Raw genomic sequence first — 13,836 nt, 5'->3', positions numbered from 1 at the left:
TTTTTAATGATTGTGAAGAGACTGCAGGCAGGAGTATATGCAGCTAACTGTTATATTATACACACAGAAGATGGGAAGGGTATAGTTGTAGACCCAGCTGGTGATGTGGAGGACATAATGTCTTATATAACAGCTAAAGGGATTAGAGTAGATTCGATTATACTGACACATGGTCATGGTGATCATATTGGTGGGGTCATGGAGCTAAAAAACAAGCTAAAAATTCCTGTTATGGTTCATTCCGCTGATGAGGATATGGTTAAAAATGCTGATTTGAATCTATCTACTTCAATGCCAATAGGAGATGTAAGTTTTAAACCGGATATATTGCTTAAGGATGGTGAAATTATCCTTGTAGGGAATAAGGAAATCAAGATAATCCATACTCCTGGGCACACGAGAGGTGGAATCTGCATTCTGATGGATAATATCCTGATTACAGGTGATACTTTATTCAAGGGATCAATTGGTAGAACTGATCTTTATGGTGGTGATTTCGATATGCTGATTGAAAGTATAATGAGTAAATTAATGGTACTTGCGGAAGAAACCAAAATTTATCCTGGGCATGGAGAAGATTCCACAATCGGTTTTGAGAAGAAGAACAATCCTTTCATTAGAAACTTATAAAAAAAGATCTTGATTTATGAGAGTAGAACTTTACTATTAGTATAAAAATAGAGAAAAGTGATAAAATGATAAATATTACAACTAATGATAACAGTATTAAAACCCAGGACCCTTACGAATTGGTAAGGGCTTTTTACGGAGACAAGGAAGTAAGAATAATTCATGAGAATAATTCAATGTATGAAAATATTGAAGGTGACATACTTGAAATCACATTGTTTGATGAATTTTACCAGGTTTCATTGATTAGGAACGATAGAATTATTGACAAGGAAAAAGCTTCTTATTTGGATAAAGAATTTTATAGGGGAGAGAAAGCTTCCAGAAATAACACAATCAAGCACCTTATTTACAAGGTATTGGATAGAAATTTGAAGACTGAGCTTCCATGGGGAATACTGACAGGGATACGTCCTGTTAAAGTGTCAAAAATGCTAATTGACAAAGGTATGACATATAATGAGATTATTGATGTCCTGACTAATTCCTATTTGCTTAGGGATGATAAGGCAAAGCTTATAACTGAAGTATCGTATAGCCAAAGAATGATTTTAGAATCAATAGCAAGAAACAGCTATAGTATATATATTGGAATTCCATTTTGCCCAACCAAGTGTTTTTACTGCTCCTTTCCGACCTTAATAGCAAGCAAACATTCAGATTTTATGAGTGACTATGTAGATTGTATAATAAATGAACTGCAAGATACACTCACAATGATGAAAAATTGGGACCTCAATACAGTGTATATTGGAGGTGGAACTCCAACATCTTTGCCTATAAGCCTTATGAAAAAGATTTTAAGCTATATTAATGAAAATTTTTCAGGGATAAAGGAACTTACTGTGGAAGCTGGACGACCTGATACGATCGACATGGAATACCTTCAGTTGTTTAAAGGGTATAAGGTTAACAGAATTAGTATTAATCCACAGTCAATGAATGATAATACCCTAAAAGTAATCGGCCGAAAACATTCGGCAGAGGACATAATTGAAACATATAGATTAAGCAAGAAAGTTGGGATTGAAACTGTAAATATGGACCTGATTGTTGGATTGCCTGGTGAAGACCGCAAAGACATGGAGAATACACTAAGAATTCTTGAGACACTGCAACCAGACAATCTTACTGTTCACACACTGGCTATGAAAAAGGGTTCTGAGTTTATACTTGAAAGAGATAATTATTTTATGGCTTCTGCAGATGAGATTCAGAAAATGTTGAGTTTAACATCTGAATTTGCATTGCGAAATAATATGATTCCTTATTATTTGTATCGGCAAAAACAGATAATGGGAAATTTTGAGAATATCGGTTACAGCAAAAGAGAAAACCCATGTGTCTATAATATTTCAATTATGGAAGAGAAAGAAACAATCATAGGAATTGGAATGGGTTCCACAACTAAACTTTACAACAAAGTTCACAATAGTATTGATACTATAGCCAACTTCAGAAATCTCAGGGAATATATGGATAGGTTGTCTGAACTAAAATCCAGGAAAAGGCAGAAAATCAAGGAAATTGAAGACTCATGGGATAAGATTCATCTTGACATATAGGATGTATTTATTTTATAATTATCTAAATTAAATAAACAGACTTTGATAAGGAAGAGTAATAGTTTCATTTGGTAGAAGAGAGCTGATGATGGTGGGAATTCAGCACCAACATTCTATGAAGACACCTTTGAGTCAGCAGTTAATCTGCTCGTGAAATACGTTATAAATTGAGTGAGGAAAACCTAATTAGGGTGGTACCGCGAGATAGCCTCTCGTCCCTGAAAATCAGAGATGAGGGGTTTTATTTTTTTTAAGGAGGAAAGAATTATGGGAGAAAGAATGGGAAATCTTAGACGCACTAACATGTGTGGTAATTTGAGGATGGAAGATGTAGGTAGTGAAGTTATTCTGATGGGCTGGGTACAAAGAGAAAGAAACCTTGGCGGACTTCTTTTTATTGACCTGAGAGATACAACAGGGATAGTTCAGATAGTTTTTGATGATGAAGCACAAAAAGACATGATGGAGAAGGCTGAGTCAGTAAGATCAGAGTATGTACTTGCAATAAGAGGGACAGTAAGAGAAAGACAATCAAAAAATCCAAACATTCCAACTGGCAACATAGAAGTACTTGCTGAAGAAATCAGAATACTTGATGAAGCTGAGACGCCACCAATTTATATCAAGAATGATGACAATGTAAGTGAGACAATGAGACTTAAGTATAGATATCTTGATTTAAGAAAATCTGAGATGCAGGATAATTTAAAGCTAAGGGCAAATATTTCCAAGGTAGTCAGGGATTTTTTCCATGATAATGATTTTGTAGAAATTGAGACACCAATGTTGACAAAACCTACACCTGAGGGAGCAAGAGATTATCTTGTACCAAGCAGAGTGAATCCAGGACAGTTTTATGCATTGCCACAATCGCCTCAGCTTATGAAGCAGTTATTGATGGTTTCTGGTATGGATCGCTACTATCAAATAGTGAAATGTTTCAGAGACGAAGATTTAAGAGCGAACAGACAACCTGAATTTACTCAGGTTGATATCGAAATGAGTTTTGTGGATGTTGAAGATGTTCTTGAAATCAATGAAAAACTGGTTAAAAAACTCTTCAAGGAGATTAAGGGAATCGATATTGAACTTCCATTATTGAGAATGACATATGATGAAGCCATGGAAAGATATGGAGTAGATAAGCCTGATCTTAGATTTGGACTAGAACTCATAAATGCAACTGAGCTATTAAGTGGCTGCGGGTTCAAGGTTTTTGATGATACAATCAAATCAGGTGGTGTGGTCAAAGGGATAAATGTGAAGTATGGTGCTGATAAATTTACTCGTAAAGACATCAGCAAGTTAGAAGACCATGCCAAAACATACGGTGCAAAAGGACTGGCTTGGATCAAGTTGACAGAAGAAGGAATTAGTTCACCTATTGGCAAGTTCTTCAGTGATGATGAAATGAGTGCGATAGTTGAATTATTCGAAGCTAAGATCGGTGACTTATTGCTTTTTGTAGCTGATAAACTGGATATAGCAAATGATAGTCTGGGTAACCTTAGAAATGAATTAGCGAGAAGACTTGAACTTATTTCAAGAGATGATTATAAAATTCTTTGGATAACTGACTTCCCACTTTTTGAATACGATGAAGAGGAAAATAGATATGTTGCTAAGCACCACCCTTTCACACATCCGGTAGAAGAGGATATTGCGATGCTTGAGAGTGAACCATTCAAAGTTAGAGCAAAGGCTTACGACCTTGTAATCAATGGAGATGAGATGGGTGGAGGTAGCATCAGAATAAACAATTCACAACTTCAATCAAGAATGTTTAGCGCTTTAGGATTCAGTAAAGAAGAAGCACAATCAAAATTTGGATTCCTATTGGATGCATTTAAGTACGGAACTCCTCCACACGGAGGAATTGCATTTGGACTGGATAGATTGGTGATGTTGTTCTCAGGTAGCAATAACATAAGAGATGTCATTGCATTTCCAAAAACCCAATCAGCTACCTGCTTGATGACAGATGCACCTACAAATGCTTCAGAGAAACAGCTAGAAGAGGTTCATATAAAGGTTGAATTGAAAAATGAATAAGAGATTTGAACGCTCCCAGTATTTGCTGGGAGATGATGCTATGAAAAGACTCGAAAAATCAACGGTTGCAGTGTTTGGAATCGGAGGTGTTGGATCATATGCAGTGGAAACACTTGCTAGAACAGGAATTGGTAGGCTAATTCTTGTTGATTATGATATAATAGATATAACCAACATAAATCGTCAGGTTCATGCAACAACCAGCACAATAGGATTGCCAAAGGTTCAAGCAATGAAGGAGCGATTGTTGGATATAAATCCCGATTTGGAGATTGTTATATTCAATGAAAGATATGGTATTGAGACTAAGGAAAATTTGTTGTCAAAAGACTACGATTATATTGTTGATGCTATTGACATGGTTTCATCAAAGATTGATCTTATTACAACAGCATCTTCAATGGGAATACCAATTATAAGCTCAATGGGAGCAGGAAACAAACTGGATCCAACTGGCTTTCGGGTCAAAGATATTTACAGCACTAAAATTTGTCCTTTGGCCAGGGTAATGCGTCAGGAACTTAGGAAAAGAGGCGTAGAATCACTCAAAGTTGTCTATTCAGAGGAAGAGCCTATGAAGATTAATCTTGGCGATACCAATAGACGAAAGGCTATTCCAGGCAGCATCGGTTTTGTACCTCCCGTTGTAGGATTGATAATTGCATCAGAAGTAATAAAGTATTTAGCTGGACAGGAGGAGATTTAAAGTGGATCAAATAGGATTTGTTATAAAAAAGGTAGATGAACAAAAGGTTCAACTTGAAGTCAAGAGAGCGTCAGGATGAGGAAGTTGTAATTCCTGCGCAAGTTCTTGCGAAGTAAAGCCTCACTATGTAACTGTAAAAAACAATATAGATGCTAAACCTGGTGATTTTGTGGAGTTGCAAGCAATTCAGAAAAACATCATGAAGTATGTAACAATAATTTATATGATTCCCTTTGCATTTTTGATATTGGGAATAGTAGTTGGTAACAGCTTGTTCAAAGGAATAGAGACTGCAAATCATGAGCTTATGATATTTGGAATGGGGATAGTATTCCTTGCAATATCATTTCTGGTTGTAAGGATAATTGACAAGGTTTTTGCGAAAAAAGATGAGAATATTATCGTCATGACAAGAAAACTATAAGGAGGGGTGGTTTTGGCAGACAAGGAAGCAATAATTGTAAGGTTAAGAAGAGTAGAAGGACAAATAAAGGGTATACAGAAAATGGTGGATGAGGACAAGTTCTGTGGAGATATATTGGTTCAGATTTCAGCTTCAAGAAGTGCTCTTAACAATGTGGGAGGAATAATTCTTGAGAATTATATGAAGAATTGCATACTCGAAGCACCAGATGGTTCTGAGGAAGATCTTGACAAACTGATAGAGATTATGCTGAAATACACCAAATAGACCGTTATTTCATCCAAAACTGTATTAAAAGAGTATAAAATCAGAATTAATTGAAAGGAGTCGGGATATGAATTTTAGTAATCTTAAAGAAACAGACCCAGAAATTATGAGGATTGTACAGGAAGAAATTGATCGACAAAATAAGCATATTGAGTTAATTGCATCAGAAAACTTTGTATCTGAAGCAGTGATGGAAGCAATGGGAAGTCAGCTGACAAATAAATATGCTGAAGGCTATCCTGGTAAAAGATATTATGGAGGCTGTGAAATAGTTGACAAGGCGGAAGTCCTTGCAATCGAAAGACTTAAGGAGTTATTTGGAGCTGAACATGCGAACGTACAACCACATTCAGGTTCAAATGCCAATCTTGGTGTTTATTTTGCATTTTTAAAACCTGGAGACAAGGTACTTGGAATGAAATTGTCACAAGGTGGACACCTTACCCATGGAAGTCCTGTTAATATTTCAGGATCTTACTATAATTTTGTAGATTACGGAGTTGACTCTGAAACTGAAACAATAGATTATGATGAAGTCAGAAGAATAGCGCTGAAAGAAAAACCTAAAATGATAGTAGCTGGTGCGAGTGCATATCCTAGAGAGATAGATTTCAGTAAATTCAAGGAAATCGCTGACGAGGTTGATGCATATCTTATGGTAGACATGGCGCATATAGCAGGCTTGATTGCTGCTGGTTTACATCAGAATCCTGTTCCTTATGCCGACTTTGTTACTACAACAACTCATAAGACTCTAAGGGGTCCAAGAGGAGGAGCTATCCTTTGCAAGGCAGAATATGCAAAGGCTATTGACAAGGCAATCTTCCCAGGCATTCAGGGTGGACCACTTATGCATGTAATTGCTGCAAAGGCTGTTGCTTTTGGAGAAGCATTACAGGATGATTTCAAGGGATATCAAAAACAAATAGTCGACAACACTAAAGCTCTTGCAGATTATCTAATGGAGTTAGGTTTTAGACTTGTATCAGGAGGTACTGATAACCATCTGATCTTAATGGATGTCAGAAATAAAGGCTTGACAGGTAAAGATGCAGAAGCTATGCTTAACGATGTGGGTATTGCTACAAATAAAAACACAATACCAAACGACCCTGAAAGTCCATTCGTTACAAGTGGTGTTAGAATAGGAACCGCAGCGATGACAACAAGGGGTATGAAAGAAGCTGAGATGAAGGAAATTGCAGAGCTAATATCTATGGCTCTGGAATCTGATAGTGATAAGGAAGCTGTTAAGCAAAGAACATATGATCTTTGTGACAGATTTCCGCTTTATTAATTCAGTGATAATAAGCCTACAGCTAGCTGTAGGCTTAACTAATGCTTTTAGACAGGTGGTTTATTATGGAAATAACAAATATCAAAGAATCCCGCAACATCATTGAAGATGTGGAATTGGGTAGTATAGCCGATGAGCTGGATGTGAATCCTGGGGATGTCCTGTTAAGTATTAACAACAGAATAATTAAGGATGTTATCGACTACAAATACATGATGGCAGATGAATACCTTATGGTGGAAATCGAAAAACCCGATGGAGAAATTTGGGAGTTTGAAATAGAAAAAGATCCCGGCGATGATTTGGGTATAATTTTCACCAATCCATTGATAGACAGGGCAAAGACATGTAATAATAAATGCATGTTCTGTTTCATTGACCAACTGCCGCCAAATATGAGAGATACACTGTATTTTAAGGATGATGACTCAAGACTTTCATTTTTACAGGGTAATTTCATAACTCTTACAAATATGGGAGAGGATGAAATACAAAGGATTATTGACTATAGATTGAGTCCAATAAATGTCTCAGTGCATACGACTAACCCAGAACTGAGAGTGAAAATGCTCAGAAACAAGAATGCTGGCAAAATATTTGACATACTCAAGAGATTTCACGAAGTGAATATTGAAATGAATTGCCAGATAGTACTAGTTCCCGGCATAAATGACGGGGAGGAGTTGAAAAGAACAATCAGTGATCTTTCAACTTTGTATCCTTCAATTAACTCTGTGGCAGTTGTTCCGGTTGGTATTACAAAGTACAGGCAAGGTTTGGATAATCTAGATATTTACAGCAATAAGACGTCACACAGCGTAGTGAAAGATGTTGAACTGATGCAAAAACACTACATTGAAAAATTGAATACCAGATATATATTTGCATCAGATGAATTCTATGTTGTTTCCGGTAATAAACTTCCTGAGTACGATGAGTATGAAGGATTTCCACAATATGAAAACGGGGTAGGATTGTTGAGGTCATTCAAAACAGAGATTGAAGAAGCTCTTGAAAAATCATCATATTCTGAATCTAAACAAAAGCTAATATTCGCTACTGGAACATTGGCATTTGGTTTTATGAAGGAGATAGCAAGGATGATAATGGAAAAGTATAGTAATCTCATTATTGAAGTGGTTCCAATCAAAAATTATTTTTTTGGTGAAACTATAACTGTATCTGGACTTGTTACAGGAAAGGACCTTGTGGAACAGACAAATAAGTTTAAAGGATTTGACAAAGTAATTATACCCAGATCAATGCTGAAAAAAGACGAGGAAATTTTTCTGGATAATATTACATTGGAGGAAGCAATAGAAAAATTAGGAATAGAAATCGTGCCATCCAGAGTGGATGGATTAGAATTAATTAATTTAATTGAGACAGGGGTGAGGTCGTGAGTAGACCGATTGTATGTATAGTAGGTCGTCCAAATGTTGGTAAATCAACATTATTTAACAAATTTGCAGGCAGGAGGATTGCAATTACAGAAGATACACCTGGAGTAACCAGGGACAGAATTTATGCAGAAGCAGAATGGCTGGGTCAGTATTTCACAATAATAGATACTGGAGGACTTGAGCCTGAGAATGAAGATATTGTAATGTCAAACATAAGAAAACAAGCAGATATAGCCATTGATACAGCTGATGTAATACTTTTTGTAGTGGATGGTATAGATGGACTGACAACGACAGATAGAGAAATTGGAGATTTACTACGAAGATCAGGGAAAAATGTTGTTTTGGCAGCTAATAAGATTGACACTAGAAAGACACCTGATGAGATTTATGAATTTTATGAATTGGGGCTAGGCGAGCCTATGATTATTTCTTCGGAACAGTCACTTGGACTTGGTGATCTCCTGGATGAGTTGGTAAAATATTTCCCAGAAGAAAAAGACACTGAAGCTAATGAAGATACAATAAGAGTGGCATTTATTGGAAGACCAAATGCAGGAAAATCATCTTTGATAAATCATATATTGGGAGAAGAGAGGGTTATTGTAACGGACATTCCGGGCACTACACGTGACTCAATCGATAGTCACTTTACAGTGGGTGAGAATGATTATGTATTCGTAGATACTGCAGGATTAAGAAGGAAAAGGTACATTTCTGAAAAAGTTGAAAGATATTCTGTTGTGAGAACTTTGACTGCAATAGACAGATCAGATATATGTGTTGTGATAATAGATGGAACAATGGGTCCAACTGAGCAGGATACTAAAATAGCAGGCTATGCCCATGATAACGGTAAAGCTATTATCTTAGCAGTAAACAAGTGGGACATAGTAGATAAGAACGATAAGACTTATCTAAAATTTGAAAAAGATTTGAGAGAAACTTTTGGTTTTCTAAATTATGCACCTATATTGTTCATTTCAGCAAAAACTGGCCAAAGAGTGGATAAACTACTAGAAACTATTAATATGGTTAATAATAATTATAATATGAGAATAAGTACTGGCGTTTTTAACGACATACTAAATCAGGCGGTATTAATTAACCAACCGCCATCTGATAAAGGTAAAAGAGCTAAAATTTACTATGGTACGCAGGTATCCGTAAGGCCACCGAGATTTGTTATATTTGTAAATTCCAAGGACCTGATGCATTTTTCTTATGTTAGATACCTTGAGAATCAGATAAGGAATCACTTTGGATTTATGGGCACACCAATCAAGTTTGAACTGAGAGAAAAGGGAGAATAGATATGGAAATGCTATTGGTACCTGCTCTTTCATACCTGATAGGAAGCTTTTCATCAGCTTATATTGTTGGAAAAGCATTCAAAAAAATTGATATCAGAAATCATGGTAGTGGAAATGCAGGAGCAACAAATGCATTGCGCATAATGGGTAAGAAGCTAGGGGTACTTACTTTTCTCATGGATTTTGCCAAAGGAGTAATAGCTGTTTTAATCGGTCTTGGACTGGGTGGCTATAACGGTGGTATCATTGCCGCGTTTTTTACTGTTGTTGGTCACAATTGGCCAATATTTTTCAAATTCAAGGGTGGAAAGGGAATAGCTACTACCATTGGCGCTATGGCCATAATACAATTTCCAATTACCCTTATAAGTGTAATTGTTGGAATTGCAACAGCGGTAATCAGTAAATACGTTTCGCTAGGTTCCCTTGTGTTTCTTACTGTTCTTTTTCTACTGACATTTACTGGATTATCTGGTGGAGGAATTAATACATCTGTTTTAACATTTTCATTAATGATACTTGGTTATTACAGACATAAGGAAAACATTAAACGTTTAATTAAAGGAAATGAGAATAAAATAGGCAGGTGATTCTATTGAAAACCAAAGTAGCAGTTCTAGGTGGTGGCAGTTGGGGAACCGCCTTGTCGGTTCTGCTCTCAAAAAATGGGATAGATACTGGAATATGGGTCAGATCTGAGCAACAGTCAGAAACTATGATTAAAAAGAGATTAAATAGCAAGTACCTTTCTGACATAATACTTCCAGATACCCTAAGAATTAACTCAGATTTGAGTAGAATAATAGATGATAGCAGCATAATCGTGCTTGCAGTCCCAACACATAGTGTAAGGGAACTACTGCAAGATTTACAGGGTAAAATAACAAGTGAACAAATCATAGTTAATGTGGCAAAGGGAATTGAAAACAGCTCAAAGAAGAGAATTTCAGAGATTGTTTATGAATACTTTCCTGACAATAGATTTGTTGCTTTATCAGGTCCTTCGCACGCAGAAGAGGTAGCACTTGATATACCAACTACAGTTGTTTCAGCTTCTACAAACAAAGAGGTAGCTGAACATATTCAGGATGTATTCTCATGTTCCACTTTCAGAGTATACACTAATCCAGATGTTATTGGCGTGGAGCTCGGTGGCGCACTTAAGAATATAATCGCCCTTGGAGCTGGTATTTCTGATGGCCTTGGTTATGGGGACAATACAAAGGCAGCTTTGATGACTCGTGGGATTTATGAGATGTCAAAGCTTGGAGTGGCATTGGGTGCTGATCCTGATACATTTTCGGGACTCTCGGGAATTGGGGACCTGATAGTAACATGTACCAGTATGCATAGCAGGAACAGGAGAGCCGGTATCCTTATAGGAAAAGGATACTCCTTGAATGAAGCTATTGAAGAAATAGGAATGGTAGTTGAAGGAATCAAGACAACCAGGTCAACATTTGAATTGGCTGGAGACATAGGAGTTGAAATGCCAATTACAAAAGAGATTTACAACGTTCTTTACAAAGAAGCTGATGTAAGAGAATCTGTAGGAAAACTTATGGGCAGATCAAGAAAACACGAAATGGAAATTGTTGCTACAAATAAAAAAACGAGCTGGTAATCCCAATGGATTATCAGCTCAAATTTTTGGTCGGAGTGATAGGATTTGAACCTACGGCCCCTAGTCCCCCAGACTAGTGCGCTACCAAACTGCGCTACACCCCGCCACAAGCAGTATTATAACTGATAAATTTGATTTTGTAAAGTTGTTTAAAAAGAGCTAAAATTATGTTATACTGAGTTTAATTATAGATTGGAGGATTGTGCATGTTTGAGTTTTTAATTGCAATTTTAGGAATTGTGCTTTTTGCAGGTATACTGGGATACACACTTGTTGTACTCAAGGAAAAGTATTACTTGAAAAACAATATAATCTTTATTGATAACAGATATATATCACAGGATGAAATAGAAGACACTGATATGCAGGAATTCTTTCTTGACGGGACCAAGCTTAAAGCTGGTGATGGGATAAGCATAATGACAAAATCAAAAGAAAAATTCAAGGGAATTCTTATAGGTGCTGTGAACAATGACCAGTCAATTAAAATGGTAACATATGCAAATGAAGTTATAAAGCTAAAAATTGAGAGTATCAACCAGTTCAGAATAATGAGCAAATATGGCAAATTTTTTAGTTAGGTGTGAATTGAATGATGGGATATCAGGGTGACATAAAAAGAAAGATTATTCTTTTCATAGGATTTATAGCTCTGATAATAATTGCATTGAATGTACTTCCGCGATTATCTGGTACAGTAAGCAAATTTATACTGCCAGAAGAATATGAGTATGTTGTAGAAGTTCCTGCCAAAGGAATTTTAGCAAGAGACGAGAAGTTGTATTATTCAGAGACTGATGGTGATATATACAAGGTCGTCAAGGAGGGAGAAAGAGTTCGTGTTGGTCAGGCTGTAGCGGATGTACTTTTACTTGAGGATACTACAAATCTTAAGGATGAACTTAGCCAAATCGAAAATATGATTGATTTTTATAGTGAGTTGGAAAACGACATCAGTAATAGTCAAGATGCATCTGATGGTTTGGACTTCTTAGTTTCCAACCTTCATCAACAACTATCGGATGAGGATTATCAGGGTATCAATGATACTAGAGAATCCATTGAACTTCAGAGTAGTACCATAGTCAATGCATCTGAAGATATTGTTGATCAAAACCTTTCTATTGAAGATCTTATGGATAAACGGCAGGGCTTACTTTCTCAAATAGCAAAATACGATAGAGAGATTCATTCAAATCATTCAGGACTTGTATCATATAAAATAGACGGATGGGAAAGTGTTTTAAATGCAAATTTGCTATCTGATATGAGTATTGAAACACTAAAAGAAGTTCAGAAACTGGGAATACTGGATGAAACTACAGAAAAAAAACCGGTTTTTAAGATAATTGACGATTACCAGTGGTACTTGATAATGGAGATTGAAAACGGATTTGAAACCGAATTTGAATTGAAAGAAGTTTTAAGTGTTAATATTCTTCTGGAAGAAGAGAGTTTTGTAACATTGGAATTACCGGTTGTAATGATTCTGGAAGAAAATCGCGAAGTGTTTTATGTACTAGAAGGCACTAAATTCATTGAAAAATTGTATGACAAAAGATTTGTAGATATAAATGTAATAACTTTTAATGAAGAAACTTATAGAATACCAATTGAATCTCTAACTGAGATGGGAGATACTGTCGGGGTAAAAGTCAAGGAGTTTTACGGAGTAGTAACCTTCAGACCTGTCGAAGTAGTTGCAAGTGATGAAGAATACGCATTTGTTTCAAAGGGTGACAACAACGGATACATAAAATCGGGAGATGGGTCAGTAAGGACAATTAATATGTTCAGTGATGTCATAACAGATCCTGATTCTGTTGATGTAGATGAAATATTAAATTGATGGGAGGTCTTTAAAATTAGCATCCATGATAATCTATTAGGAATAAATGACAGAATTAGACTTGCCCTTGATAGGTCAGGGAGAGAAGACGAAGTTAAATTGGTTGCAGTAACAAAAACCCTGCAAGTAGATAAGATAATTGAAGCACTAGACCTTGGAGTTGTAGATATTGGAGAAAACAAGGTCCAGGAGCTTGCTGAAAAAATGGAGATTCTTGGTGACAGACCTAAATACCACATGATAGGTCATCTTCAAACAAACAAAGTGAAATTTTTAGTGGAAAAGGTTCATCTAATTCATTCACTGGACAGGATTTCACTTGCTAAAGAGATTGATAAAAGAGCAAAGGCAAGTAATCGTGTTATTGATACATTAATTCAAGTTAACGTATCACAAGAGGATTCAAAGTTCGGTATGAAGGAAGAAGATGTTATTCCTTTTATTGAAAAGGTGTTGATGTTTGAAAACTTAAGAATTAAAGGATTGATGACAATAGCTCCTTTTACGGATGATGAGGTTGTTCTTAGGAACACTTTCAGAGGGTTGTACAATCTCAGCGAAAAAATCAAAGTGGAGAATTACAAAGAAATCAGCATGGATATACTTTCCATGGGCATGACGAATGATTTCGAAATAGCAATTGAAGAAGGATCAAATATGATTAGGGTAGGAACTGGGATTTTTGGGGAGAGAAACTATTAGGAGG

The 13,836-nt window shown here is 36.2% G+C and carries 13 protein-coding genes, 1 tRNA gene, 1 pseudogene and 1 other annotated feature; of the genes and pseudogenes, 14 read left to right on the top strand and 1 reads right to left on the bottom strand.

Annotation, left to right across the window (positions count from 1 at the left end):
• The first annotated feature begins 6 nt into the window (after positions 1-6).
• From ACOEN1_RS04345 to ACOEN1_RS04295, 11 genes and pseudogenes are all read left to right on the top strand, one after another.
• The gene (locus ACOEN1_RS04345) at positions 7-630 is read left to right on the top strand and encodes an MBL fold metallo-hydrolase (RefSeq protein ID WP_422485232.1); all 624 of its coding nucleotides are present in this window, start codon (positions 7-9) and stop codon (positions 628-630) included.
• Positions 631-695: 65 nt separating this feature from the next.
• Positions 696-2,195: a coproporphyrinogen dehydrogenase HemZ gene (gene hemZ, locus ACOEN1_RS04340; protein WP_422485230.1), complete on the top strand. Its 1,500-nt coding sequence runs from the start codon at positions 696-698 to the stop codon at positions 2,193-2,195.
• Positions 2,196-2,228: 33 nt separating this feature from the next.
• Positions 2,229-2,418, top strand: a binding site (T-box leader).
• Positions 2,419-2,462: 44 nt separating this feature from the next.
• Positions 2,463-4,247 (top strand): aspartate--tRNA ligase, encoded by a 1,785-nt coding sequence (aspS, locus tag ACOEN1_RS04335; RefSeq protein ID WP_422485228.1) that lies wholly within the window; start codon positions 2,463-2,465, stop codon positions 4,245-4,247.
• The gene (locus ACOEN1_RS04330; RefSeq protein ID WP_422485226.1) at positions 4,240-4,953 is read left to right on the top strand and encodes a tRNA threonylcarbamoyladenosine dehydratase; all 714 of its coding nucleotides are present in this window, start codon (positions 4,240-4,242) and stop codon (positions 4,951-4,953) included. Before aspS ends, ACOEN1_RS04330 begins: the two co-directional genes overlap by 8 nt.
• 94 nt (positions 4,954-5,047) lie before the next feature.
• Positions 5,048-5,377, top strand: a pseudogene (locus ACOEN1_RS04325) (SoxR reducing system RseC family protein); the annotation flags it as partial.
• Positions 5,378-5,389: 12 nt separating this feature from the next.
• Positions 5,390-5,644 (top strand): metal-sensitive transcriptional regulator, encoded by a 255-nt coding sequence (locus ACOEN1_RS04320; protein ID WP_422485224.1) that lies wholly within the window; start codon positions 5,390-5,392, stop codon positions 5,642-5,644.
• A 67-nt stretch (positions 5,645-5,711) separates the two neighbouring features.
• Entirely contained in the window at positions 5,712-6,941 is a 1,230-nt protein-coding gene (glyA, locus tag ACOEN1_RS04315; protein WP_422485222.1) for a serine hydroxymethyltransferase, read from the top strand.
• Positions 6,942-7,006: 65 nt separating this feature from the next.
• Positions 7,007-8,344 carry a DUF512 domain-containing protein gene (locus ACOEN1_RS04310; RefSeq protein WP_422485221.1) on the top strand — a complete coding sequence of 446 codons (1,338 nt, stop codon included), beginning with the start codon at positions 7,007-7,009 and terminating at the stop codon, positions 8,342-8,344.
• Positions 8,341-9,657: a ribosome biogenesis GTPase Der gene (gene der, locus ACOEN1_RS04305; protein ID WP_422485219.1), complete on the top strand. Its 1,317-nt coding sequence runs from the start codon at positions 8,341-8,343 to the stop codon at positions 9,655-9,657. The genes ACOEN1_RS04310 and der overlap by 4 nt, the downstream gene beginning before the upstream one ends.
• A gap of 2 nt (positions 9,658-9,659) precedes the next feature.
• A complete protein-coding gene (gene plsY / locus ACOEN1_RS04300; RefSeq protein ID WP_422485217.1) occupies positions 9,660-10,247 on the top strand; it encodes a glycerol-3-phosphate 1-O-acyltransferase PlsY in 588 nt (195 codons plus the stop codon).
• A gap of 5 nt (positions 10,248-10,252) precedes the next feature.
• Positions 10,253-11,281, top strand: coding sequence for an NAD(P)H-dependent glycerol-3-phosphate dehydrogenase (locus ACOEN1_RS04295; RefSeq protein WP_422485215.1), 1,029 nt, complete (start codon positions 10,253-10,255; stop codon positions 11,279-11,281).
• A gap of 27 nt (positions 11,282-11,308) precedes the next feature.
• On the opposite strand, the gene ACOEN1_RS04290 is transcribed toward ACOEN1_RS04295, so the two are convergent.
• Positions 11,309-11,385 (bottom strand) — tRNA-Pro (locus ACOEN1_RS04290).
• Between the two features lie 102 nt (positions 11,386-11,487).
• Here ACOEN1_RS04290 and ACOEN1_RS04285 point away from each other — a divergent pair.
• Genes ACOEN1_RS04285 through ACOEN1_RS04275 form a run of 3 tightly spaced genes read left to right on the top strand, consistent with a single transcriptional unit; the run spans position 11,488 to position 13,832 of the window.
• The gene (locus ACOEN1_RS04285) at positions 11,488-11,862 is read left to right on the top strand and encodes a hypothetical protein (RefSeq protein ID WP_422485213.1); all 375 of its coding nucleotides are present in this window, start codon (positions 11,488-11,490) and stop codon (positions 11,860-11,862) included.
• A gap of 11 nt (positions 11,863-11,873) precedes the next feature.
• A complete protein-coding gene (locus ACOEN1_RS04280) occupies positions 11,874-13,130 on the top strand; it encodes an HlyD family efflux transporter periplasmic adaptor subunit (protein ID WP_422485211.1) in 1,257 nt (418 codons plus the stop codon).
• Positions 13,131-13,145: 15 nt separating this feature from the next.
• Entirely contained in the window at positions 13,146-13,832 is a 687-nt protein-coding gene (locus ACOEN1_RS04275) for a YggS family pyridoxal phosphate-dependent enzyme (protein ID WP_422485260.1), read from the top strand.
• The last annotated feature ends 4 nt before the right edge of the window (positions 13,833-13,836 follow it).

Origin of the sequence: Gudongella sp. DL1XJH-153 (assembly GCF_049310905.1) — a bacterium.
Classification (GTDB): Bacteria; Bacillota; Clostridia; order Tissierellales; family Tissierellaceae; genus Gudongella.
Note: the sequence above shows the minus strand (reverse complement) of the source record. Positions and strands in the feature narration are given on the sequence as shown.